General features: G+C 70.5%; 19 protein-coding genes. 8 read left to right on the forward strand and 11 right to left on the reverse strand.

Translation table 11 applies throughout. The annotated features are described in order from the left end of the window. Nucleotides 1-149 precede the first annotated feature (149 nt). Nucleotides 150-800: a C39 family peptidase gene (locus ACFVWW_RS28625; protein ID WP_386877787.1), complete on the reverse strand. Its 651-nt coding sequence runs from the start codon at nucleotides 798-800 to the stop codon at nucleotides 150-152. 86 nt (nucleotides 801-886) lie between these two features. Further along, nucleotides 887-2,098, reverse strand: coding sequence for a pyridoxal phosphate-dependent aminotransferase (locus ACFVWW_RS28630; RefSeq protein ID WP_384183596.1), 1,212 nt, complete (start codon nucleotides 2,096-2,098; stop codon nucleotides 887-889). Between the two features lie 68 nt (nucleotides 2,099-2,166). Here ACFVWW_RS28630 and ACFVWW_RS28635 point away from each other — a divergent pair, with 68 nt between their 5' ends. Next, a complete protein-coding gene (locus ACFVWW_RS28635) occupies nucleotides 2,167-2,880 on the forward strand; it encodes a winged helix-turn-helix transcriptional regulator (protein WP_386877786.1) in 714 nt (237 codons plus the stop codon). Nucleotides 2,881-2,977: 97 nt separating this feature from the next. Beyond that, complete coding sequence (locus ACFVWW_RS28640; RefSeq protein WP_386877785.1) at nucleotides 2,978-3,628, forward strand: uridine kinase; 651 nt, start codon at nucleotides 2,978-2,980, stop codon at nucleotides 3,626-3,628. Between the two features lie 42 nt (nucleotides 3,629-3,670). Here the strand turns inward: ACFVWW_RS28640 and ACFVWW_RS28645 are convergent, their stop codons facing one another. The 6 genes from ACFVWW_RS28645 to ACFVWW_RS28670 all read right to left on the reverse strand — a co-directional run bounded on the left by ACFVWW_RS28645 (nucleotide 3,671) and on the right by ACFVWW_RS28670 (nucleotide 10,024). Beyond that, the gene (locus ACFVWW_RS28645) at nucleotides 3,671-4,612 is read right to left on the reverse strand and encodes a carbohydrate kinase family protein (protein WP_386877784.1); all 942 of its coding nucleotides are present in this window, start codon (nucleotides 4,610-4,612) and stop codon (nucleotides 3,671-3,673) included. Between the two features lie 11 nt (nucleotides 4,613-4,623). Next, complete coding sequence (locus ACFVWW_RS28650; RefSeq protein WP_384331317.1) at nucleotides 4,624-5,547, reverse strand: pseudouridine-5'-phosphate glycosidase; 924 nt, start codon at nucleotides 5,545-5,547, stop codon at nucleotides 4,624-4,626. Nucleotides 5,548-5,584: 37 nt separating this feature from the next. Continuing rightward, nucleotides 5,585-6,823, reverse strand: a complete 1,239-nt coding sequence (locus tag ACFVWW_RS28655) for a hypothetical protein (protein WP_386877783.1) — start codon at nucleotides 6,821-6,823, stop codon at nucleotides 5,585-5,587. Continuing rightward, a complete protein-coding gene (locus ACFVWW_RS28660) occupies nucleotides 6,807-7,661 on the reverse strand; it encodes a hypothetical protein (protein WP_386877782.1) in 855 nt (284 codons plus the stop codon). Before ACFVWW_RS28660 ends, ACFVWW_RS28655 begins: the two co-directional genes overlap by 17 nt. Before the next feature lie 242 nt (nucleotides 7,662-7,903). Beyond that, nucleotides 7,904-9,133 carry a formaldehyde dehydrogenase, glutathione-independent gene (fdhA, locus tag ACFVWW_RS28665; RefSeq protein ID WP_384183578.1) on the reverse strand — a complete coding sequence of 410 codons (1,230 nt, stop codon included), beginning with the start codon at nucleotides 9,131-9,133 and terminating at the stop codon, nucleotides 7,904-7,906. A gap of 345 nt (nucleotides 9,134-9,478) precedes the next feature. Next, the gene (locus ACFVWW_RS28670; protein ID WP_384183575.1) at nucleotides 9,479-10,024 is read right to left on the reverse strand and encodes a methylated-DNA--[protein]-cysteine S-methyltransferase; all 546 of its coding nucleotides are present in this window, start codon (nucleotides 10,022-10,024) and stop codon (nucleotides 9,479-9,481) included. A 212-nt stretch (nucleotides 10,025-10,236) separates the two neighbouring features. On the opposite strand from ACFVWW_RS28670, the gene ACFVWW_RS28675 reads away from it, so the two are divergent. From ACFVWW_RS28675 to ACFVWW_RS28695, 5 genes are all read left to right on the forward strand, one after another. Then, complete coding sequence (locus ACFVWW_RS28675) at nucleotides 10,237-11,169, forward strand: MHYT domain-containing protein (RefSeq protein ID WP_384183573.1); 933 nt, start codon at nucleotides 10,237-10,239, stop codon at nucleotides 11,167-11,169. A 72-nt stretch (nucleotides 11,170-11,241) separates the two neighbouring features. Continuing rightward, a complete protein-coding gene (gene uvrB, locus ACFVWW_RS28680; RefSeq protein WP_384183570.1) occupies nucleotides 11,242-13,371 on the forward strand; it encodes an excinuclease ABC subunit UvrB in 2,130 nt (709 codons plus the stop codon). 185 nt (nucleotides 13,372-13,556) lie between these two features. Beyond that, on the forward strand, nucleotides 13,557-14,123 hold the full coding sequence (locus tag ACFVWW_RS28685; RefSeq protein WP_384183674.1) for a TerD family protein: 567 nt from the start codon (nucleotides 13,557-13,559) through the stop codon (nucleotides 14,121-14,123). 163 nt (nucleotides 14,124-14,286) lie between these two features. Beyond that, nucleotides 14,287-16,278, forward strand: coding sequence for a TerD family protein (locus tag ACFVWW_RS28690; RefSeq protein WP_384183568.1), 1,992 nt, complete (start codon nucleotides 14,287-14,289; stop codon nucleotides 16,276-16,278). Between the two features lie 223 nt (nucleotides 16,279-16,501). Continuing rightward, the gene (locus ACFVWW_RS28695) at nucleotides 16,502-17,500 is read left to right on the forward strand and encodes a TerC family protein (RefSeq protein ID WP_384183565.1); all 999 of its coding nucleotides are present in this window, start codon (nucleotides 16,502-16,504) and stop codon (nucleotides 17,498-17,500) included. Nucleotides 17,501-17,612: 112 nt separating this feature from the next. Here the strand turns inward: ACFVWW_RS28695 and ACFVWW_RS28700 are convergent, their stop codons facing one another. The 3 genes from ACFVWW_RS28700 to ACFVWW_RS28710 form a co-directional block, all read right to left on the reverse strand. Continuing rightward, nucleotides 17,613-18,659 (reverse strand): S66 peptidase family protein, encoded by a 1,047-nt coding sequence (locus ACFVWW_RS28700; protein ID WP_384183562.1) that lies wholly within the window; start codon nucleotides 18,657-18,659, stop codon nucleotides 17,613-17,615. Nucleotides 18,660-18,768: 109 nt separating this feature from the next. Continuing rightward, on the reverse strand, nucleotides 18,769-19,422 hold the full coding sequence (locus tag ACFVWW_RS28705) for an MBL fold metallo-hydrolase (RefSeq protein ID WP_384183559.1): 654 nt from the start codon (nucleotides 19,420-19,422) through the stop codon (nucleotides 18,769-18,771). 10 nt (nucleotides 19,423-19,432) lie between these two features. Then, the gene (locus ACFVWW_RS28710; RefSeq protein WP_384183556.1) at nucleotides 19,433-20,122 is read right to left on the reverse strand and encodes a maleylpyruvate isomerase family mycothiol-dependent enzyme; all 690 of its coding nucleotides are present in this window, start codon (nucleotides 20,120-20,122) and stop codon (nucleotides 19,433-19,435) included. 228 nt (nucleotides 20,123-20,350) lie between these two features. On the opposite strand from ACFVWW_RS28710, the gene uvrA reads away from it, so the two are divergent. Next, nucleotides 20,351-23,350 (forward strand): excinuclease ABC subunit UvrA, encoded by a 3,000-nt coding sequence (gene uvrA, locus ACFVWW_RS28715; RefSeq protein WP_386877781.1) that lies wholly within the window; start codon nucleotides 20,351-20,353, stop codon nucleotides 23,348-23,350. Nucleotides 23,351-23,384: the final 34 nt, after the last annotated feature.

Below are 23,384 nucleotides of genomic sequence, written 5' to 3' on the forward strand. Positions count from 1 at the left end.
CTGCGCTCCCGGGGCACAGCGAGCGGCGTCATGCGGCTTCGAATCCAAGGCGGAGGAGGGAGGCGACGCGGAGCGTCGTCGACTGACGACAACGCCGGAGGCGGAGTCGCAGGGCGTCGGGAGCCCGCTGGCTATCGTGCACCAGGTCGTTAGGGCGTCTGTCGCGTTCGTGGTGCGAAAGAGACACCGCGGCCCGCGAAGAAGCGGGTGAAGTCGTCCAGGGGCAGATCGGCGGCGCGGCTCTCCTCCGTCGTCCCCGACGGATTGTGGAAGTGGACGCGGTCCTCCGTACGGCCCGTGGCAAGGACCAAGTGGCCGCCCCGGCCCGGGGCCGGACGCCGCGGGTTGCGGATCTCGTAGTGGACCGAGGCCATGACCGAGCGGCCCTGGTCGAGGAGGTCCACCAGCTCATCGGGGGTCAGCAGCCGGTGGACCGTCGCGTCCAGGCCGTGTGTCGCGCGTACGTACTCCGCGAACGGGGCGTAGATCAGGCCGCGGATGGTGCCGTCCTCCGGGTCCTCGGTGTACGCGCCGTACTTCAGCGCCCCGTCCCGCAGCGCGAACAAGGTGGGGACCGTCTCGCCGGGGGCCGTGCCACCGGCGGCGCCCAGGGCCATGCGCAGACAGGTCATACCGCACAGCTGGCCGCACCAGCGGCCGTAGTCCGCCAAGGTGGCCGCGCCCGAGGTCGCCCAGGCCGGGTCGGTGGCCGGGTCCAGGCCGCCGTACACGATCTGCTCGATCAGATCGGGGGAGGCGAACTGGGTGTGGACGGGGACATGGCAGGTCGGGCAGGTCACCGTACTCCCTGATGTGGCTGATCCGGCCGAGGCGGCTGATGTGGTTGGTCCGGCTGAGGCGGCCGGCGGGACGGACGCCGCCGGTGTCACTGGCGGTAGCCGCTCAGGAAGCGGCCGATGCGGCTGATGGCCGCGTCGAGATCGTCGGCGTACGGGAGGGTCAGGATGCGGAAGTGGTCCGGCCGCGGCCAGTTGAAGCCCGTCCCCTGGACGACCTGGATCTTCTCGCGCAGCAGCAGGTCCAGCACGAACCGCTCGTCGTCATGGATCTTGTGCACCTTGGGGTCGAGCCGGGGGAAGGCGTACAGCGCGCCCTTCGGCTTCACGCACGACACCCCCGGGATTTCGTTGAGCTTCTCCCAGGCGCGGTCGCGCTGCTCGTACAGCCTGCCCCCGGGTGCGGTGAGCTCCCGGATGGTCTGCCGGCCGCCGAGCGCGGCCTGGATGGCGTACTGCGCGGGCGCGTTGGGGCAGAGCCGCATCGAGGCGAGCATCGTCAGGCCTTCGAGATAGCTGCGCGCATGCTGCTTGGGGCCGGTGACGACGAGCCAGCCGGAGCGGAAACCGGCGACGCGGTACGTCTTCGAGAGCCCGCTGAAGGTCAGGACGACCAGGTCGGGGGCGAGGGCCGCGGCGGTGTGGTGGACCGCGTCGTCGTACACGATCTGATCGTAGATCTCGTCGGCGAACACCATCAGCTGATGGCGGCGGGCGAGATCGAGGATGCCTTCGACGATCTCGCGTGGATAGACCGCGCCGGTGGGGTTGTTGGGATTGATGATCACGACGGCCTTCGTCCGCTCGGTGATCTTCGACGCCATGTCGTCCAGGTCCGGGTACCAGTCCGCGGACTCGTCGCAGAGATAGTGCACGGGGCGGCCGCCGGCCAGGGTGGTGACGGCGGTCCAGAGCGGGAAGTCGGGGGCCGGGATCAAAACTTCGTCGCCGTTCTCCAACAGCGCCTGTACGGCCATCGAGACCAGCTCGGAGACGCCGTTGCCGAGGAAGACGTCATCGACGGTGACATCGGCCAGACCCAGGGTCTGGTAGCGCTGGGCGACGGCGCGGCGCGCGGACAGGATGCCGCGCGAGTCCGTGTAGCCGTGCGCCTGCGGCAGCATCCGGATCATGTCCTGGAGGATCTCCTCCGGCGCCTCGAACCCGAAGAGCGCGGGGTTGCCGGTGTTGAGGCGCAGGACGCTGTGGCCCGCCTCCTCCAGGGCGTCGGCCTGCTCGATCACCGGGCCGCGGATCTCGTAGCAGACCTCGCTGAGCTTGCTCGACTGCCGGAATTCCATGCGGTGGCCTCCCAGACCTTGTTGCGATACTTGGTTTTACCAAGTGTGAGCTTGGAAAGTCCAACAACATGTCTAGGATGCGTCACATGCCACGCCGCCGAAGCTACGACCAGTACTGCGCCGCCGCCCGTGCCCTCGATGCCGTGGGCGACCGCTGGACCCTGCTGATCGTCCGGGAACTGCTGGCGGGTCCGCGCCGCTACACCGATCTGCACGCCGATCTGCCCGGCGTCAGCACGGATGTGCTCGCGTCCCGGCTCAAGGACATGGAGCGCGACGAACTGGCCACGCGGCGCAGGCTGCCCCCGCCGGCCGCCGCGTATGTGTACGAACTGACCGAGCGGGGGCGGGGGTTGCTGCCGGTCCTGACGGCGCTGGCGGAGTGGGGCGCCCCGGCGCTCGACGAGCGCCGGCCCACCGATGCCGTACGGGCGCACTGGTTCGCCGTACCCCTGCTGCCGGTGCTGGAGGGGCTGTCCGGCCCGGACGGCTCCGGCGGCTCCGGCGGATCTGACGGTGGCTCCACTCCGGGCGGTCCGGGTGTGGGTGTGGGCGTGGTGGAAGTCCGGCTGGACGAGGGCGCGTTCCATATACGGCTCGGTGACGGCGAGCCCGCCTACGGCGACGGGCCGGCCGACCACCCCGACGCCCGCCTCGTCCTCGACGCCGACACCTGCCGCGCGCTGACCGGGGGCGCGCTGACGGTCGGGGACGCGGTGCGGGACGGACGTATCGAGGTGTCGGGCGAGGGGACGCTCGCCAAGGTGCTGCGCGGGGAGTGAAGGGACGGTCCCGGGGGATCCCCGGGGACCGGCATCAGCGGCGGCGTCCGGTGGCCGCGCCGCCGCGGGCTCCGGTCCGCTGGACGATGATGGACGGGTGCGACTCGAAGCGATCACCTGGGAGCGGCTGACCGAGGCCCTGGCCGAACGGGTTCTGGAGACAGGGGCGGCGGACGGGAGCCCCTGGCTGCGGGTCGCCGTCGACGGCGCGCCGGCCGCCCGGCCGGGGGAGCCGGCCGCCGCGCTCGCCGAGGCGTTGCGGGTACGCGGCCGGTCGGTGGCCGTCGTCGGGACCGGCGGTTTTCTGCGGCCCGCCTCGCTGCGGTACGAGTACGGGCGCGAGGACCCCGAGACCTACTACGGCGGCTGGTTCGACACCGGTGCGCTGTGGCGGGAGGTGTTCGGACCGCTGGAGCCCGGCGGCTCCGGCCGGATCCTGCCCGACCTCTGGGATCCGGCCACCGACCGGGCGACCCGCAGCCCGCGCAGCGAACTCCCGCCCGGCGGTGTGCTGGTGCTGCACGGGCCGCTGTTGCTGGGGCACTGGTTCCCGTTCGACCTCACGGTGCATCTGCGGCTGTCGCCGGGCGCGCTTCTGCGCCGTACCGACGAGAACGAACGCTGGACGCTCCCCGCCTTCGAGCGGTACGAGGCAGAGGTGGACCCGGCCGGGGCCGCCGATGTGGTCGTACGGGCCGACGATCCGCGCCATCCCGCGTGGGGCGGCCTCGGAGCCCGGCGCGGCTGAGCGGGAAGGTCCGGGCCGGGCGGGAAGGTCCGGGCCGAGGCGCTACGTCACGTCCGGGCGGCCGCCGGTCACCGTCACCGCCCGCGCCCCCGCCCGGCAGCCCTCCACCGCGGCCGCCACGGCATCCGCCCCGGCGAGCCGGGCCGCGAGGAACGCGCCGGTGAAGGCGTCGCCCGCCCCCGTCGAGTCCACGGCCCGCGCCGGGACCGGCGGGACGCGCGCCCTGACGGCGCCCGCCTCCGCCACCAGAGCGCCCCGCGCCCCGAGGGTCACCACCGCCACCGGCACCCGTCGGCTCAGCTCGGCCGCGGCGTCCGCCGTGTCCGTCAGCCCGGTCAGGAGCCCGGCTTCGTCGGCGTTGGGCAGCAGCGTTTCCACCCCCTGGACCGCTGCGAGGAAACGGTCCGTTCCCAGTTCCTTGAGGAATCCCGCCGAGGCGGGGTCCACGCTCACCGGAACACCGCGCTCCCGCGCCGACCGCAGCGCGGTGACGGCGAGCCTTCGGCTCGCGTCGGAGAAGAAGAGATAGCCGGAGAGATGCAGCCGGGCGACGCCGTCCAGCAGCGACGGCGACCAGTCGGCGGGTGACAGGCACAGGGACGCGCCGCTGTCGGTGAGGAGAGTGCGCTCGGCGGACGCGTCGACCAGGCAGATCACCGTGGCGGTCGGCGCCCGGTCGTCGACGACGAGATGGGCGCGTACGCCGGCCTGTCGCAACCGTTCCTCATGCCAGCCGTGGGCATCCGTCCCCACCCGGGCCAGCAGCCGCACATCCGCGCATCCGGTGCGGGCCGCCCAGCAGGCGGCGTTGGCCCCGGCGCCGCCCGGCAGCGTACGGATCTCGGCGGCCGTGTCCGTACCGTGCGCGAGGGGGGTGCGATACCGCGCCACCACATCGGTGACCACGTCCCCGATCACCAGCAGCGCGCCGCCGCGGTTCGCGGAGCCGCCGGCCGCGGAGCCGCCGCCCGGCCCGTCGCTCACCGGCCCGTTGCTCACGACGCTGCCGCGATCCGCGCCGCCGCGATCCGCGCGGCGAGCCGCACATTGCCGCGTACCGCGGCGAGGTTGGCCTCCAGCGAGGCGCCCCCCGTCCGCCGCATCAGCTGGTCCAGGAGGAACGGAGTCACGGCCTGCCCGACGATGCCCCGCTCCTGGCATTCGGCGAGCGCCTCCGCGAGCACCCGGTCGTGCAGCGCCGGATCCAGCTGTTCCGCCTCCGGTACCGGATGGGCGACGAGGAGCGCCGCCTCCGGGCCGCCGAGCGTGTCCTGCGCGGCCATCACCGCCGCCACCTCCTCGGGCGTACGGACGGTCCAGTCGACCGGCTCGCCGGAGGAGGCCAGGTAGAAGCCGGGGAACCGGTCCGTCCCGTAGCCGAGGATGCCGACGCCCAGTGTCTCCAGCCGCTGCAGCGTCGCCGGAACGTCCAGGATCGACTTGACTCCCGCGCAGACGACCGTGATCCGGGTCCTGGCCAGCAGCCGCAGATCGGCCGACTCGTCCTGCGTCTCGGTCCAGCCGCGATGGACCCCGCCCAGGCCGCCCGTCGCGAAGACCCGGATGCCGGCCCGCGCCGCCAGGAACGCCGTGGCGGACACGGTCGTCGCCCCGCTCGCCCCGGCCGCGAGCGCGGGCGCCAGATCACGATGACCGAGCTTCCGTACGGAGTCGTCCTCGGCGACCCGCTCCAACTGGTCCTTGGACAGGCCCACGTGGGGCCGGCCGTCCAGCACGGCGACGGTGGCGGGGACGGCCCCGCCGGACCGTACGAGCGCCTCCAGCTCCTCCGCGACCGCCAGATTGCGCGGGCGCGGCAGACCGTGCGCGATGATCGTCGACTCCAGGGCGACCACGGGACGGCGCGCGGCGAGCGCCTCCCGTACCTCCGGGGACAGCTGCGATGTGGTGTCTGACATGTCCCCATCCATGACACATCCGAGGCCCGCGCAAACGTCAGCCGCAGGCCGGCAGCCCGGGCAGCCGGTCCGTGCGCACCACTTGGATCACGGAGCGCGAGCCGGCCGCCTTCGCGTCCCCCTCGCTGAAGGCGACGGCCAGAGCTCCGTCGCGCGCCTGCGCATAGCCGTAGCGCGGGGTGATCCGGGTGTACGAGGACGACCGGAGGTCGAGCGCGTAGGCGGCCTCCGGGGTACGCCAGGTGATCAGCGCACCACTGATCCGCGGCTGGTCGATGCCCTCGGTCGCGCTCGCGGTCTCGGACGCGCTCGCGGTCTCGGACGCGCTCGCGGTCCCGGACACCGGTCCGGAGCGAGCTGCCGCCAGCGGCTCCGTGGGCCGCGGCTGCCCCGTGCGCCACACCATCAGCCGTTGCCGCTCCTCGCCGGCGATCCACGCCCATGCCGAGCCGTCGGAGACCACCGAGCGGATGTCGCGCACCGCCGCGATCTGCGACGGGAGCTCGGCCGGCCGCCGGGTGACGAGCGAGACCGCGGCGAGCCGGGTGGCCCGCCCGGTCGTGTCGGCCTCCCGCCAGACCAGCAGATCACCGGCGGCGAACGGCGTATCGAGGACTCCGCTGTGCAGGGAGAGAGGCGTCCCGCCGGCGGCAGCACGTATCGCGTGGACCGTGGCCCTGCCGCCGCCCGCTCCCTGTGCCCAGTAGACCCAGCCGCCACGCACGACGGGCTGCGGCAGCGGCCCCGGCAGGGTGGACCGGGCCAGCCGCCGGCTGGTGCCCGTGGCGGCGTCCCACACGTACAGGGACCAGGGGCTGTCGAGCGTACGGCCTTCGAGCACCGCGAACGCCGCCCATCGCCGCCCGTCGAAGTCGGCGCTCAGCAGCTGGTGTTCGACGGGGTCGGCCAAGGTCAGCAGGGTGCGGGGCGGGTCGTCGCCGCGGACGAGGGCCGCTCTGCGCCGCCGTTCGTCCGACAGCTGTACGGCGGTCCAGGCGGCCGCGGGCCCCACTTCCGTCAGTACGGCCCGCTGCCCGGCCGGTGCGCTCAGCTCGCCCGCGGCCAGGGCGGAGCGCCAGCTCGCCGGGAGGGGGACCTCACAGGCCGCGGCGGACGGCGCCGCCGCCCCGGACGCCGGTCCTGACGCCGGTCCTGACCCCGCCCGGGACGCCCGTCCGTGCGCCGGTCCTGACGCTGCCGACGAGCATCCCGCGAGGCCCGCCAGCAGCAGTGCTACGCCCAGGACGCGAACGCCTCTGCTACCAGACGTACCCACGGCCACCCATGATCGTGGTCAGGGTGTCGGCCGAGATCCGGGCGGATTTGGGCACCCCCGCCGCCCAGGGGATGACGCTGGTGCTGACCCCGCCCACCGGATCGAGATAGTTCACCTGCTCCGCCGCCGTGTCGCTGTTGTAGCCGTCGATCGACACCCAGTGGAAGATCTCGATGTTCGGATGCCCCGCCAGATGTGGTCCGCCGGGGACCTCCCAGGCGTTGCCCGCGATGGCCCAGTCGTTGTCCGTGTTGTGAACGATGCTCTGCTTGAAGGCGGTCTTGTCGCTCGCGGTGGGCTCGTAGGGCAGTGCCTGGGGCGCGTAACCGGCCCCGGGGAGCCGCTGGTTGAGCGCGTCCGCCATCGGATAGCCGGTCGGATCGGGCACATTGATATTGATGCCGTACCAGGCCGTGCCGCCGCTGTCGGTCTTGAGCAGCGTCGCCGCCTCCTGCTGCGAACGGCCGCCGACCTCGTCGTGGGCGGACTGGGTGATCACGAACGCGGCGGGGCCGCACCAGTAGGAGGTCTGCTGCGACTGGTGGATACCGCCGGAGAGTACATAACCGGCCTGGGAGGAGGACGACCCCGGGGCGGACGCTCTTCGGGTGGTGAGGTCCTCGTACGATCTCGCCGCGCGGGCCCGCTTGGCGGAGGCGAGTTCTCGCTGATCCTGAGTGAGCCGCTGCGGGCCGAGCGTGTCGTGGGCCGCCTTGTAGGAGGCGTCGGGGGTGGGGGGAGCGGCCTTCGCGTTCGCGGGGCCCGTGGCCGACAGGGCCACGAGCACTGCGCCGACGGCGGTGAGGGCGAGCCAACGCCCTGTGCGCGCTGCTGACATCTGTCCTGTTCACTCCTGTCCGAGGTGGGGGGAAGCTCGGTGAAGCGTTGTGCGGTGAGTTTGACGGGTCCGCGCAGGCTCTGTCAGCGGCTCGAACGTATTACCGGGGACCAACATTGGGCGCACCAAAGACGGAATCGCCGACCAGCGAGGACGCCGGCCGGCGAAACTTCTGAGAGGTGTTCCTGGGAGACCTTTCGCAAGGCCTCCCAGGAAGGAGGCGGGTCAGGCGGCCCTCAGGATCAGGCGGCCTTCAGCCCGTCCAGCGCGCCACTCGGGTTGAGCACGTACTTCCGGCTCGCTCCGTGGTCGAACTCCGCGTAGCCGCGCGGCGCGTCGTCCAGGGAGATCACCGTGGCGTTGACCGCCTTGGCGATGTGGACCCGGTCGTTCATGATCGCGTTGGCCAGGCCCCGGTGGTACTTCATCACCGGGCACTGACCCGTGCTGAACGTGTGGCTCTTCGCCCAGCCCAGGCCCAGCCGTACCTTCAGCGTCCCGGTCTTGGCGTCCTGGTCGATACCGCCCGGATCGTCCGTGACGTACAGGCCAGGGATACCGAGCGCGCCGCCCGCCTTGACCGTGCTCATGAGCGAGTTGAGGACGGTCGCCGGAGCTTCCTCCGTGTCATGGCCGTGGGCGCGCGCTTCGAAGCCGACCGCGTCTACTGCCGCGTCCACCTCCGGCTCGCCCAGGATCTCGAAGACCTGGTCCTCGACCGAGCCCTCCGTGAGGTCAACCGTCTCGCAGCCGAAGCTGCGGGCCTGGGCGAGCCGTTCGCCGTTGAGGTCGCCGACGATCACGACCGCCGCGCCCAGCAGCTGCGCCGAGGCCGCGGCCGCCAGGCCGACGGGGCCCGCGCCCGCGATGTACACCGTGGAGCCGACGCGCGTGCCCGCGGTCACCGCGCCGTGGAAGCCGGTCGGGAAGATGTCCGACAGCATCGTCAGGTCGAGGAGCTTCTCGCGGGCCGCGTCCCGGTCGGGGAAGCGGAGGAGATTGAAGTCCGCGTACGGCGCCATGACGTACTCCGCCTGGCCGCCCACCCAGCCGCCCATGTCCACGTAGCCGAATGCCGCGCCGGGACGAGCCGGATTCACGTTCAGGCAGATGCCGGTCTTCTGTTCCTTGCAGTTGCGGCAGCGGCCGCAGGCGATGTTGAACGGTACCGATACGATGTCTCCGACCTGGATGAACTCCACGTCGGGGCCGCGCTCGACGACCTCGCCGGTGATCTCGTGTCCAAGGATCAGACCCTCGGGTGCGGTAGTACGGCCGCGCACCATGTGCTGGTCGCTGCCGCAGATATTGGTCGCGAGGATTTTGAGGATGACCCCGTGCCGGCAGACGCGGCCGATGTTCTCCTTGGCCACTCCCGGGCCGTCCTTCAGTTCCAACGTCGGGTAGTCGATGGTCCTCACTTCGACCTCACCCGGCTTGATGTATGCGACTCCCTTGTTTCCTCCACTCATGGCTGACTCGCCGTCCCTTCGCGTCTACTCGTCCAGCTGATGACTCGGCCTATGTGCGTGCTGGAGTTCGCTACCGCTCGGGCGGTCCGGCCATGAGCGCGTTCGAATGCAGGAACTGGCCCGGTCGGTGGGTGCCGGACTTCCCGCACCCACGCACTGTCTTCGCCGGGCTGTACGCGCGGTGGTGCTCCACTGATCAGCCTAAGCCCGCGACGCAAAGCGGACAAGTGGCGTTAAAAAGGTGCAACTTGTCGAGTGGAGTGTGTGTGGTCCTGCCCCCTGGCCGCGATTACCGCGCGTACACCGTTGGCTCACCGTCGGCGAGCGCGGGGTCCGCGGCGGCGCTCAGAACAGCGGCTCCGGGAGCACGCCCTCCAGGGCCAGCAACTGCCGCTTTGTCTCCAGCCCGCCGCCGAATCCGCCGAGCCCGCCGTCGCTCTCCACCACCCGGTGGCACGGCACCACCACCGGAAGCGGGTTCGAGCTCATCGCGATGCCGACCGCCTGGGCCGCCCGCGGCTGCCCCACCCGGCCTGCCAGATCGCCGTAACCGATCACCGTGCCGTACGGGACACCCGTCGCCAGCTCGCGCAGCACCTGCCGGTTGAAGCCCGAGGAGAGCGACCAGTCCAGCGGCAGCCCGAACTCCCGCAGCCCGCCCGCGAAGTACGCCGACAGCTGGCGTATCGGCTCGGCCAGCCGGCCCGACACGGACTCGATCTGCTCGGCGCCGAGGCGGTCCCTGAGCTGCCCGAGCGTCTTCTCCCGCACCGGCCCGTCCGCGTGGAAGGCGACACTGACCAGCCCCTGGCCGGTCGCGGCCAGCAGCAGCGGCCCGATGTCGCTGCTCACGACGGCCCACTCCAGCGGCGACTGCCCGTAGTTGTTCATGCGGACCACCGTACGATCCACCACTGACAACGGACCGGCGAAGTTGGCCACCATGTGAAGGGATTGCGTGGGAAAGCCCCCGGACCGAGGGTTTCGGCCCTTTCGTGTCGACAAATCACCTGCCACCTGTTTGTTTACCGGGCCGGTCGTCCTACTCTCGCCCGAACCAGCGCTTCCGCACACGGAGCACAAGGGGCGAAGGGCACATCGGTATGCAGGGAACGATCGACGGATTCAGCTACGGCCTCGTCACACCCGTGGCGGCCTTTCTCATGGCCTGTCTGGGCGGGGCGCTCGGCCTTCGCTGCACCGCGAGATTCCTGCGCACCAGGCACCCGTGGAAGCCGGGCGGCCTCGCGCTCGGCGCGGCCTCGATCGGCTCCGGCGTCTGGACGATGCACTTCATCGGGATGCTCGGGTTCTCCGTCACCGAGGTACCGGTCGGCTACGACAGGCTGACGACGTTCGCCAGCCTGGCCGTGGCGATCGTCATGATCGGCATCGGGATCTTCATCGTCGGCTACCGCGGTACGACCCCGATGGCGCTGGTCACCGGCGGCACGATCACGGGCCTCGGCATCGCCACCATGCACTACCTGGGAATGGCCGGTATGCGGCTGCACGGGCGTATCGAGTACGACACCGTGACGGTCGCGCTCTCCGTCCTGATCGCCGTCGCCGCGGCGACCGCGGCGCTCTGGGGGATCGTCTCGCACCGCGGTTTTCCGGCGAGCCTGGCCGCCAGCGTCGTGATGGGTGTCGCGGCCACCGGGATGCACTACACCGCGATGGCCGCGCTCCACATTCATCTGGACACCGGCGCAGGCACCCCCGGCGGCGCTCCTGGCGGCGCCCCGGCGACCGAGCTGCTCGTCCCGATGCTGGTCGGCCCGGCGGTCTTCCTGCTGCTGGCCGGCGTGGTGGTGCTGTTCGACCCGCTGATGGTGACGGGCGACCCGGACCGCGAACGGCCCGTGGAGGCCGTGACCGGGCCGTGCCGCCGGGCCGGGGTGCCCGCGCAGCGGATCAGGCCGCGCCGGCCCTACCGTGAGCCGTCCCCCTACGAGCCGCCCGGCCGCGAGCCGGCCGAGCGGACGGCCGCCACCTCCCGCCGCCAGGGCTCCCCGGACCTTCACGACTGGTGATCCGCCGCCGCCCGGCCCCCGTCCCTCGCCGCTGACCGCCCGACTGTCAGTGCGGGGTCGTACGGTGGATCCATGCGGCCCGTTTCCCACATCGAACGTACGGTGGCGCCTTTCGAGGTCGTCAGTTCCTACCAGCCCAGCGGCGACCAGCCGACGGCCATCGCCGACCTGGAGCGGCGCATCCGCGCAGGTGAGCAGGATGTCGTCCTGCTCGGCGCGACCGGCACGGGAAAGTCGGCGACCACCGCCTGGATGATCGAGAAGCTTCAGCGCCCCACCCTGGTGATGGCGCCGAACAAGACGCTCGCAGCCCAGCTGGCGAACGAGTTCCGCGAGCTGCTGCCCAACAACGCAGTCGAGTACTTCGTCTCGTACTACGACTACTACCAGCCCGAGGCGTACGTCCCCCAGTCGGATACGTACATCGAGAAGGACTCCTCGATCAACGAGGAGGTCGAGCGGCTGCGCCACTCCGCGACGAACTCGCTCCTGACCCGGCGCGATGTGATCGTGGTCGCCTCGGTCTCCTGCATCTACGGCCTGGGTACCCCCCAGGAGTACGTGGACCGGATGGTGCCCCTGAAGGTCGGCGCGGAGATGGACCGGGACGAGCTGCTGCGCCGTTTCGTCGACATCCAGTACACGCGCAATGACGTGGCGTTCGCCCGTGGCACCTTCCGGGTCCGGGGCGACACCATCGAGATCTTCCCGGTCTACGAGGAGCTGGCCGTCCGCATCGAGATGTTCGGTGACGAGATCGAGGCGCTGTCCACGCTGCACCCGCTCACCGGCGAGGTCATCAGCGACGACGACGAGCTCTACATCTTCCCGGCGAGCCACTACGTGGCCGGCCCCGAGCGGATGGAGAAGGCGGTCAACGGCATCGAGCAGGAGCTCGAGACCCGCCTCGCCGACCTGGACAAGCAGGGCAAGCTGCTGGAGTCCCAGCGGCTGCGCATGCGTACGACGTACGACATCGAGATGATGCGCCAGATCGGCTCCTGCTCCGGTATCGAGAACTACTCGATGCACTTCGACGACCGTTCCCCCGGCACCGCGCCGAACACCCTCATCGACTACTTCCCCGAGGACTTCCTGCTGGTCATCGACGAGTCGCATGTCACCGTGCCCCAGATCGGCGCGATGTACGAGGGCGACGCGTCCCGGAAGCGGACCCTCGTCGACCACGGCTTCCGGCTGCCGTCCGCGCTCGACAACCGCCCGCTGAAGTGGGAAGAGTTCCAGAAGCGGGTCGGTCAGACGGTCTATCTCTCCGCCACGCCCGGCACCTATGAGCTCTCCCGCTCCGACGGCTTCGTCGAGCAGATCATCCGTCCCACCGGGCTCATCGACCCGCAGGTCGTCGTCAAGCCCACGGAGGGCCAGATCGACGACCTGGTGCACGAGATCCGCGAGCGCACCGCCAAGGACGAGCGCGTCCTCGTGACCACCCTCACCAAGAAGATGGCCGAGGACCTCACCGACTACTTCCTCGAACTGGGCATCCAGGTCCGCTATCTGCACAGCGACGTCGACACCCTGCGCCGGGTCGAGCTGCTGCGCGAGCTGCGCGCCGGGGAGTACGACGTCCTCGTCGGTATCAACCTGCTCCGTGAGGGCCTCGACCTGCCGGAAGTCTCACTGGTGGCGATCCTCGACGCCGACAAGCAGGGCTTCCTGCGCTCGGGCACCTCACTGATCCAGACCATCGGCCGTGCCGCGCGAAACGTGTCGGGCCAGGTCCATATGTACGCGGACAAGATCACCCCGGCGATGGAGAAGGCCATCGACGAGACGAACCGCCGCCGGGAGAAGCAGACCGCGTACAACACCGAGCGCGGTATCGATCCACAGCCGCTCCGCAAGAAGATCAACGACATCGTCGCGACCATCGCGCGCGAGGAGGTCGACACCGAGGCCCTGCTCGGCACCGGCTACCGGCAGGCGAAGGACGGCAAGCCCGGCAAGGCCCCGGTGCCCTCGCTCGGCGGGAAGAACGCGAAGGGCGGCAGGGCCGGTGCGCGGGGCGCGGTGGTCACCGACCGCCCCGCCGCCGAACTCGCCGGAATCATCGAGGAGATGACCGATCGGATGCGGGCCGCAGCCGCCGAGTTGCAGTTCGAGGTCGCCGCGCGGCTGCGCGACGAAGTGGGCGAACTGAAGAAGGAATTGCGGCAGATGAGGGAGGCGGGACTCGCCTGACGCACCGGGACATCCGGTGTGTTGCAAGACCGACACAAAAACGGTTTAAGCCTCCTGCACCGTCCGCACGACTGCGTAGGGTTCTGCGCAACCGCACACGGACGGTTGCGGGGGAACCATTCGAGAGGGGACAGCGCGTGGTGGACGTATCCAAGGGCAGTGCGCCCGGGGGCCCTGGGGTCAATCTGACCAAGGGTCAGGCCATCAGCCTGGAGAAGAAGGGCGGCGGCACCCTGACCGCGGTGCGGATGGGGCTCGGCTGGCAGGCCGCGCCGCGCCGGGGCCTCTTCGGCTCCCGGACCCGCGAGATCGACCTCGACGCCTCGGCGGTGCTGTTCGCCGACAAGCAGCCGGTCGATGTGGTCTTCTTCCGCCATCTCGTCAGCGACGACGGCTCGGTGCGGCACACCGGTGACAACCTGGTCGGCGGCGTCGGCCAGGGCGGCGACGACGAGGCGATCCTCGTCGACCTGCAGCGCATCCCGGTCCATATCGACCAGATCGTCTTCACGGTGAACTCGTTCACCGGCCAGACGTTCCAGGAGGTGCAGAACGCCTTCTGCCGCATCGTCGACGAGACCAACGGCCAGGAGCTGGCGCGCTACACGCTCGACGGCGGCGGTCAGTACACCGCCCAGATCATGGCCAAGGTGCACCGCGCGGGCGCGGGCTGGCAGATGACGGCCCTCGGAAACCCGGCCAACGGCCGTACGTTCCAGGACCTGATGCCGTCGATCCTGCCGCACCTGTAGACACCCGGTAGACACCGCGGTTCGTCGGAGCGGAGCACACAGCTCGCGGAGGCCAGGTCCTGTCCGACAGGGCCTGGCCTCCGGGGGCTCCACCGACACGTGAATCCGAACACCTCGACCGACACCTGAACACCGACGCGAGACCGATGAGGGGACAGAGGCGATGACGGCCGAGCTGGTCCGGGGGCAGAACCACCCCTTGCCCCACACCCGACTGGAGATCCGGGTGACGGCCGGCGCCCCGGTCATGGCCTGCGCCACGCTCGGCGACGCCCAGGGCAGCGTGCGCGGCACGGAGTGGATCGCACACCCCGGCTCGCCCACCCTCCCGGGCATCGAGGTGTCCCGCCAGGCCGCCGCCGGCCTGCGTTTCCACATCGATCTGGAAGCCGTGCCGGAGCAGGCGCATCTGGTGCATGTGCTGCTCGCCCTCCCCGAAGGCGTCGGCGGACCCGACCGCTTCGGCACCACCGCGGCCCCCTTCGCCGCCGTCACCTCCACCGACGGCACCGAGGTCGCCAGCTTCACCCTCACCGGTCTGGACGCCGAGTCCGCCGTCGTCGCGCTGGAGCTGTACCGCCGCCAGGGCGCCTGGAAGGTCAGGGCCGTCGGCCAGGGATACGCGGGCGGGCTCGCCGAGCTCTTCGGCGACCAGGGCCTGCCACAGGCCCGCGCCGTCGCCGCGGACATCCAGCAGGCGGTGGCCCGGCACATGGCCGGCGTCGTCCAGACGCCCCTGCCCGGCACGTCGGACGGCGTGCGGGTCAGGCCCGACGGGCTTCCGTCGTCCGCGGCGTCAGGACCGGCCACCTCGGGCGGCGCCCCCGCCCCGCAGCCCATGACCCCCGCGCCGCAGACCGCGCCCGACGCCGTACCGCAGCCGGCGGCCGCCGCCGCGCAGGCCGGGGCGGGCGGGGCGGGCGGCGCGGGCGGCGCGGTCAACTACACGCACCCGGGCCGTCAGACCTCCGCGCCCCCGACGCCGCCCCCGGCCGCGCCGCCGGGACCGCCGGGGCAGCCTGCCCGGCCCGTCGCGGGCGACGCCACGGGCTGGTCGATGGAAGAGCGCCTCTACAACCAGGTCTGGGGCATGTTCGAGGACCTGGCCCGCACCATCGCGGCGTACCGCAGCGCGATGGACTTCGCCGAGTCCCGGCTCGACCAGGAGCTGGACCGCGTCCTCTCCGATCCCCGTAACCGCATCGGCGGGGCGGGCGACGCCGCCCGTGAGGCGGCCCGCGCCAAGCACGACCAGCTCGCCGGCCAGGCCCGCGACGTCCTGGAGCGCGATCTCGCCCAGCTCGTTGCCGAGTCCGAGGTCGTGGAGCCCGCGCTGCCGGCCGCCTACGCCCGCTGGGACAGCCCCGTCTGGCACGCGTACCGCGTCCCGATGGAGATCCCGATGGCGCTGCGCCTCGGCGATGTCCATCTGCCCGAGCGCCCGGAGCTGCGGATCCCGATGCTGGTACGGCTGCCGCTGGAGCGCGGGCTGTGGGTCGACAGCGGCCGGTCGGGCTCCGAGGCCGCCCTGATGATGGACGAGGCCCAGCTGCGCGGGCTGGCCATGGACACCGCGGTCGCCCTCGCGGCCCGGCTCCTCGCCGTCTATCCGCCCGGCGAGTTCACCGTCCATGTGATCGACCCGGCCGGTTCGGCGGCCCGGTCACTGGCCCCGCTGACGGCCTCCGGCGTGCTCGCCGAGCCTCCGGCGGCGGGCGCCGGGGGAGTGGCGGCCGTCCTTGCCAAGCTCACGCAGCGGGTGGATCTGGTGCAGATGGCGGTCCGCGGCGGCGCCGCCGAGTCGCTCCCGCCGGATCTGGACACCGCTGAGCAGTTGCTGATCGTCAATGACTTCCCGCACGGCTTCGACGACCGCGCGGTGACGCAGCTGCGTTATCTCGCCGACGAGGGCCCGGCGGTCGGCGTGCATCTGCTGATGGTCGCGGACCGCGAGGACGCGAGCGCGTACGGACCGGTGCTGGATCCGCTCTGGCGGTCCCTGCTGCGGATCACCCCGGTCCCCGACGATCACCTGGCCGACCCGTGGGTCGGACATGCCTGGACGTACGAGCCGCCGGCGGTACCGCCGGGGAGCCGGGTGCTGCTCCAGGTGCTGGAGCAGGTGGCGCTCACTCGACGCTCCTGGCGTCGCTGACCTGCACACTTGGCTCCCCTTTACCTTTTTCTTTACCTTTCCTTGGTCTTTCCTGTACTCTTCTTTGCAGCGGAGGGGAGTACTCCCACATCGCGACGTACCCGTCAATACGGACCGCAATCGGTCCCGGGGCGTCGGCCCGGCCGGCGGTAAGACCGCCCGGGTGGAAGAGACCTCCGGCAGCGACGACGCTGATCAGTAGCCGTACGACGCCGGAGGCGCAGTGGACGTTTCATTGAACTTGTGGGTGCTGACCATTCTTGGTCTGTCCGCCCTGATCGCGGTCGACTTCTTCATCGGGCGCAAGCCCCATGACGTGTCGATGAAGGAAGCCGGTATCTGGACGGTCGTCTGGATCGCCCTCGCCGCGCTGTTCGGCCTCGGCCTGATGGTCTTCGGTACGGGCCAGGCGTCCGGGGAGTTCTTCGCGGGCTTCATCACCGAGAAGTCGCTCAGTGTCGACAATCTCTTCGTCTTCGTCCTGATCATGGCGAAGTTCTCGGTGCCCTCACATCTGCAGCAGCGGGTGCTGCTCATCGGTGTGCTGATAGCCCTGGTCCTGCGCGCGATCTTCATCGCCGCCGGCGCCGCCATCATCGCCAGCTTCTCGTGGGTCTTCTTCATCTTCGGCGCGTTCCTGATCTACACCGCCTGGAAGCTCATCCAGGAGGCGCGCTCCGACGACGAGGACGAGGAGTTCGAGGAGAACCGCCTCCTCAAGTCCATCGAGAAGCGTTTCGGTGTCGCCGACAAGTACCACGGCACCAAGCTCTTCATCCGGAGCAATGGCAAGCGGATCCTGACCCCGCTGATGGTGGTCATGCTGGCCATCGGCACCACCGATGTGCTGTTCGCGCTGGACTCCATCCCCGCGATCTTCGGTCTGACCCAGGATCCGTACATCGTCTTCACCGCCAACGCCTTCGCCCTGATGGGACTGCGGCAGCTGTACTTCCTCATCGGCGGACTCCTCAGGAAGCTGGTCCACCTCAGCTACGGCCTGTCGGTCATCCTGGGCTTCATCGGAGTGAAGCTGGTGCTGCACGCGCTGCACGAGACGGGTGTGCACGTCCCCGAGATCTCCATCCCGGTCTCGCTGGCGGTCATCTGCGGTGTCCTGGTCATCACCACGATCACCAGCCTGATCGCCTCCAAGAAGCAGGCGGAGCGCGACGCGGCCGCCAAGACCGAGACGGACAGCAAGGACAGCATCGAAGCCTGATCCGCACGGCAGGGGTCCGGGGCGAGTGGCGAGGCTGCCACCCGCCCCGGACGCGTTTCGCGGCGGCGACGGCTCGTTCAGTAGGCGGCGGCGGTTCAGCGGTGGCGACGGTTCAGTAGGTCACGGTGATCCGCCGCGCGGTCCCGTCCACCCGCACAGGACCGCCGTACGGGATGACCAGCTGCGGGTCGGTGTGGCCGAAGTCCACATCGAAGACGGCCATGGTGCCGGGGGCGTACGCGGCCAGCGCGCGCAGCACCGCCGCCCGCTGCTCCCGCGCGTAGCGGCCCGCCTCCTCCGGGCTGTGCGGGCGCTGCAACGACCAGGTCTTGGGGCGTGCCATCAGCAGCGCGGGAAAACGCCGCAGCAGATCGCGCTCGCCCATATTGCGCAGAATCCGGAACACCTCCTCGGCGGCCGGCAGTTCCTCCGAGGTCTCCAGGAGCAGTACGCAGCCGTCGTACGCGGAGAGATCGGCCTGGATCTCCCGGTCCGCCATCAGCAGCCAGGAGAGAATCTCCAGATTGCCGCCCCAGCTGCGGCCCTCCACCACCCGCTCGGGCCCGTGCCAGCTCCAGCCGCCGCCCGGCCGGGTCTCCGGCTCCGTCATGAAGGTCGCCGGATCCGCCCAGTCGCGGTCCGTGTCCCCGAACCGCCGGGCAGGACGCAGTTCGTACGGTCCGGAGCCGAACAGCGCGGCCCGCAGCGACTCCTCGGTGAGCGGATCCATCGCGCCGGGCCGGCCCAGCGCGGTCATCACACCCCCGCCGTGGTAGCCGACGATCCCGGTGTTCCACAGATACGCCAGCAGATTGGTGTGGTCGCTGAAGCCGAAGAAGGGCTTGGGGTTCTCGCGGATCAGCTTCCGGTCCAGCAGCGGCAGCACGGTGATCTGATCGTCCCCGCCGATGCTCGCCATCAGGGCGGTCACGGTCGGATCCGCGAAGGCGGCGTGCAGGTCGTCGGCCCGCTCCTGGGGCGTCGAGCCCATCTTCCGGGTCGTCGGATACTCGACCGGGATCAGCCCGAAGTCCTTCTCCAGCCGGCTGAGGCCCAGTTCGTACGGGAGCGGCAGCAGCCCCGGCAGGCCGGAGGACGGCGAGACCACCCCGATCCGGTCGCCGGGGCGGGGCTTCGACGGATACACAGGGGTCGGCATGGAGCGATCGTAAAGAGCGGGCCGAGGGCTATCGAGCGATTATCGCTGGGCAGCCGAGCCGAGCCGAGCCGGGCAGCCGAGCCGGGCCGGGCCGCCGGGGCCCGCCGGGTCACCAGCCGCGGGCCCGCCACTCCGCGAGGTGCGGGCGTTCCGCGCCGAGGGTGGAGTCATTTCCGTGGCCGGGGTAGATCCAGGCCTCGTCCGGCAGGGCGTCGAAGACCTTGGCTTCGAGACCGTCCATCAAGCTCGTGAAGTCCGCGGGGCCGGCTGTGTTCCCGGGGCCGCCCGGGAACAGGCAGTCGCCGGTGAACACATGCGCGTGGCCGTGCGGGTCGTCGTACACCAGGGCGATCGAGCCGGGCGTGTGGCCCACCAGATGCAGGGCGGTGAGCCCGATCTCCCCGACCCGGATCGTGTCCCCGTCCTCGACGAGGACATCGGTCGGGACGGGGATGCCCTCGGCGTCGTACCGGCCCGCGTACGTACGGGCGCCGGTGGCCGCCACGACCTCGGCGAGAGCCTGCCAGTGGTCGCCGTGGCGATGGGTGGTGACGACGGACGCGATGCCGTCGTCGCCGATCAGGGTCAGCAGCGTCGCGGAGTCGTTGGCCGCGTCGATCAGCAGCTGCTCGCCGGTGGCCCGGCAGCGCAGCAGATAGGCGTTGTTGTCCATCGGCCCGACGGCGACCTTGGAGATCATCAGGGCGGGCAGCTCATGCACATCCGCCGGTCCGCCGACCTTCACCGCTCCGCTGTACGTCATACGGCTCAGCCTATAGCGGAGGCAGGAGGGGCAGGGGGGCGTCCGGGGACTTCAGCGCCGACCCGTCGCGGCGGCCCGCGAGCCAGCCCATCAGGTCCGGGGCCGGACCGGTGACGGGGAGCGGGGTGCCGTCCGTGCGCCCGGTGCGCCAGCTGCGTCCGTCGGGGGTGCTCAGGGCCAGCGGCGGGACGGTGGGGTTCCCGGCGAAGCGCTCCGCGAGGAAGTCGATCTCGCGCCCGGTGAACTCCTCGGACAGGTCTTCCAGCTCACGGTCGAGGCCCAGGTCGACATGGTGCAGCTCGATCTCGATCCAGCGGCGGAACGGAACGCGGGCGGCCACGTCCGTGACGCCGTTGCGCATCGTGATCACGCGGGTCCAGTCGGCGGGAGCGGCCGCCGCGGAATGCAGGAAGCGGTCGGCGGTGTTACGTAGGTCGGCGAGCTGGTCGGCGGGAGACCTCGGAGCGTCCCGCTCGATGTCTGCGTCGCGCGTAGCGGCGTCCGCGTACATCGGCCGGTCTTCGAGGACATTGACCAGCGCGTCCGCGTTCCTGGCGAGATGGGCCAGCACATGACCACGGCTCCAGCCCGGGAGCCGTGACGGCGCGGCGACCGCCGCGTTGTCCAGTACGGCGACCGCGGCGAGGAGCCGCTCGGTCGCTTCACGTACAGATGCCAGGTCGCGCACATGATCCATCATGACGCCGACGATAGCCCCGCCACTCGATCGGGTGAAGGCGGTGAAGGACCACCGTAAATCGAATGTGCGTGCTATAAGCTCAGGAGAGGCATCCTGGCATGTAGACAACCCTGAGCCGGGCAGTCCCGAACCCGGCGATTCACCGCTTGGCAATCCATTGCTCTGGCGACCCCCCTAGTCTGCGTAGGGGGCTCTGCCCCTGCTTCTCTCAGAAAGGTGCGGACCGGCGTGGCCGACCGTCTCATCGTCCGTGGCGCGCGCGAGCACAATCTCAAGAACGTCTCGCTCGACCTCCCCCGTGACTCCCTCATCGTCTTCACCGGGCTTTCCGGGTCGGGCAAGTCCTCCCTCGCGTTCGACACGATCTTCGCCGAGGGGCAGCGCCGGTACGTGGAGTCACTGTCCTCGTACGCCCGGCAGTTCCTCGGTCAGATGGACAAGCCGGACGTCGACTTCATCGAAGGTCTCTCCCCGGCGGTCTCCATTGACCAGAAGTCGACCTCGCGCAACCCGCGCTCGACGGTCGGCACGATCACCGAGGTCTACGACTACCTCCGGCTGCTCTTCGCCCGGATCGGCAAGCCGCACTGCCCCGAGTGCGGCCGGCCGATCTCGCGCCAGTCGCCGCAGGCCATCGTGGACCGGGTGCTCGAGCTTCCCGAGGGCAGCCGCTTCCAGGTCCTCTCGCCGCTCGTCCGCGAGCGCAAGGGCGAGTTCGTCGATCTCTTCTCCGATCTGCAGACCAAGGGCTACAGCAGGGCCAGGGTCGACGGGCAGACCGTCCAGCTCACCGAGCCGCCGACGCTCAAGAAGCAGGAGAAGCACACCATCGAGGTGGTCATCGACCGCCTCACGGTGAAGGACAGCGCCAAGCGCCGGCTGACCGACTCGGTCGAGACCGCCCTCGGTCTCTCCGGCGGCATGGTCGTGCTCGACTTCGTCGATCTCCCCGAGGGCGACCCCGAGCGCGAGCGGATGTACTCCGAGCATCTGTACTGCCCGTACGACGATCTCTCCTTCGAGGAGCTGGAGCCCCGCTCCTTCTCCTTCAACTCGCCCTTCGGCGCCTGCCCCGACTGCACCGGTATCGGGACGCGCATGGAGGTCGACCCGGAGCTGATCATCCCCGACGAGGAGAAGTCCCTCGACGAAGGCGCGATCCACCCCTGGTCCCACGGACACACCAAGGAGTACTTCGGACGGCTGATCGGCGGCCTCGCCGAGGCCCTCGGCTTCCGTACGGACATCCCGTGGGCCGGACTGCCGCAGCGCGCCAGGAAGGCCCTGCTGCACGGCCACAAGACCCAGGTCGAGGTCCGCTACCGCAACCGGTACGGCCGCGAGCGCGCGTACACCACCCCCGCCTTCGAAGGGGCGGTCTCCTTCGTCAAGCGGCGGCACAGCGAGGCCGAGAGCGACTCCAGCAGGGAGCGCTTCGAGGGCTATATGCGCGAGGTGCCCTGCCCGACCTGTCAGGGCACGAGGCTCAAGCCGATCGTCCTCGCGGTCACGGTCATGGACAAGTCCATCGCCGACGTCGCCGCGCTCTCGATCAGCGACTGCGCCGACTTCCTGGGCATGCTCAAGCTGAACGCCCGGGACAAGAAGATCGCCGAGCGGGTGCTCAAGGAGGTCAACGAACGGCTGAAGTTCCTGGTCGACGTCGGCCTGGACTATCTGTCGCTCAACCGCGCCGCGGGCACCCTGTCCGGTGGCGAGGCCCAGCGCATCCGGCTGGCCACCCAGATCGGCTCGGGTCTTGTCGGGGTGCTGTACGTCCTGGACGAGCCGTCCATCGGCCTGCACCAGCGGGACAACCACCGGCTCATCGAGACCCTGGTCCGGCTGCGTGACATGGGCAACACCCTGATCGTCGTGGAGCACGACGAGGACACCATCAAGGTGGCCGACTGGGTGGTGGACATCGGCCCCGGCGCGGGCGAGCACGGCGGCAAGGTCGTGCACTCGGGGCCGTTGAAGGGGCTCCTGGCCAACAAGGAATCGATCACCGGCCAGTACCTGTCGGGCAAGCGGGCCATCCCGACCCCCGTCATCCGCCGGCCCGTCGACCCGGGGCGGCGGCTCACCGTGCACGGCGCCCGGGAGAACAATCTGCGGGACATCGACGTGTCCTTCCCGCTGGGCGTGTTCACGGCGGTCACGGGCGTCTCGGGCTCCGGCAAGTCGACGCTGGTCAACGACATCCTCTACACGCACCTGGCACGCGAGCTGAACGGCGCCAAGTCGGTGCCGGGGCGGCACACGCGCGTCGACGGCGACGACCTGGTCGACAAGGTGGTCCATGTCGACCAGTCGCCCATCGGCCGTACGCCCCGGTCCAACCCGGCCACGTACACCGGCGTCTTCGACCATGTGCGCAGGCTCTTCGCGGAGACCATGGAGGCCAAGGTCCGCGGCTATCTCCCCGGGCGCTTCTCCTTCAACGTCAAGGGCGGCCGCTGCGAGAACTGCTCGGGCGACGGCACCATCAAGATCGAGATGAACTTCCTGCCGGACGTCTATGTGCCGTGCGAGGTCTGTCACGGCGCCCGCTACAACCGGGAGACGCTGGAGGTCCACTACAAGGGCAAGTCCATCGCCGAGGTGCTGGACATGCCGATCGAGGAGGCCCTGGACTTCTTCGAGGCCGTCCCGACGATCTCGCGCCACCTCAGGACGCTCAACGAGGTCGGCCTCGGCTATGTCAGGCTCGGCCAGTCCGCGCCGACCCTCTCGGGCGGCGAGGCGCAGCGTGTGAAGCTGTCGAGCGAGCTGCAGAAGCGCTCCACGGGCCGTACGGTCTACGTCCTGGACGAGCCGACGACCGGTCTGCACTTCGAGGACATCAGCAAGCTGATCACGGTGCTGTCGGGTCTGGTCGAGAAGGGCAACTCGGTGATCGTCATCGAGCACAACCTTGACGTCATCAAGACGGCGGACTGGGTGATCGACATGGGCCCCGAGGGTGGCAACGGCGGCGGTCTGGTCATCGCGGAAGGCACCCCCGAGCAGGTGGCAGGGGTTCCGGCCAGCCACACGGGCAAGTTCTTGCGCGACATCCTGGACGTCGAGCGGATCAGCGACGCGGCGCCGGTGAAGAAGGCCACGGCGGGGAAGGCCACGGCCAAGAGGACCCCGGCCCAGAAGACAGCGGCCCAGAAAACCCCGGCTCAGAAGACACCGGCCCAGAAGGCGGTCCCGGCCAGCGCGGCCGCGCGCCGCTCCTGACCGGCGCACCCCGCCGGGAGATCACCGCCTCATC

The organism is Streptomyces sp. NPDC058198 (assembly GCF_042882605.1).
Taxonomy (GTDB): Bacteria; Actinomycetota; Actinomycetes; order Streptomycetales; family Streptomycetaceae; genus Streptomyces.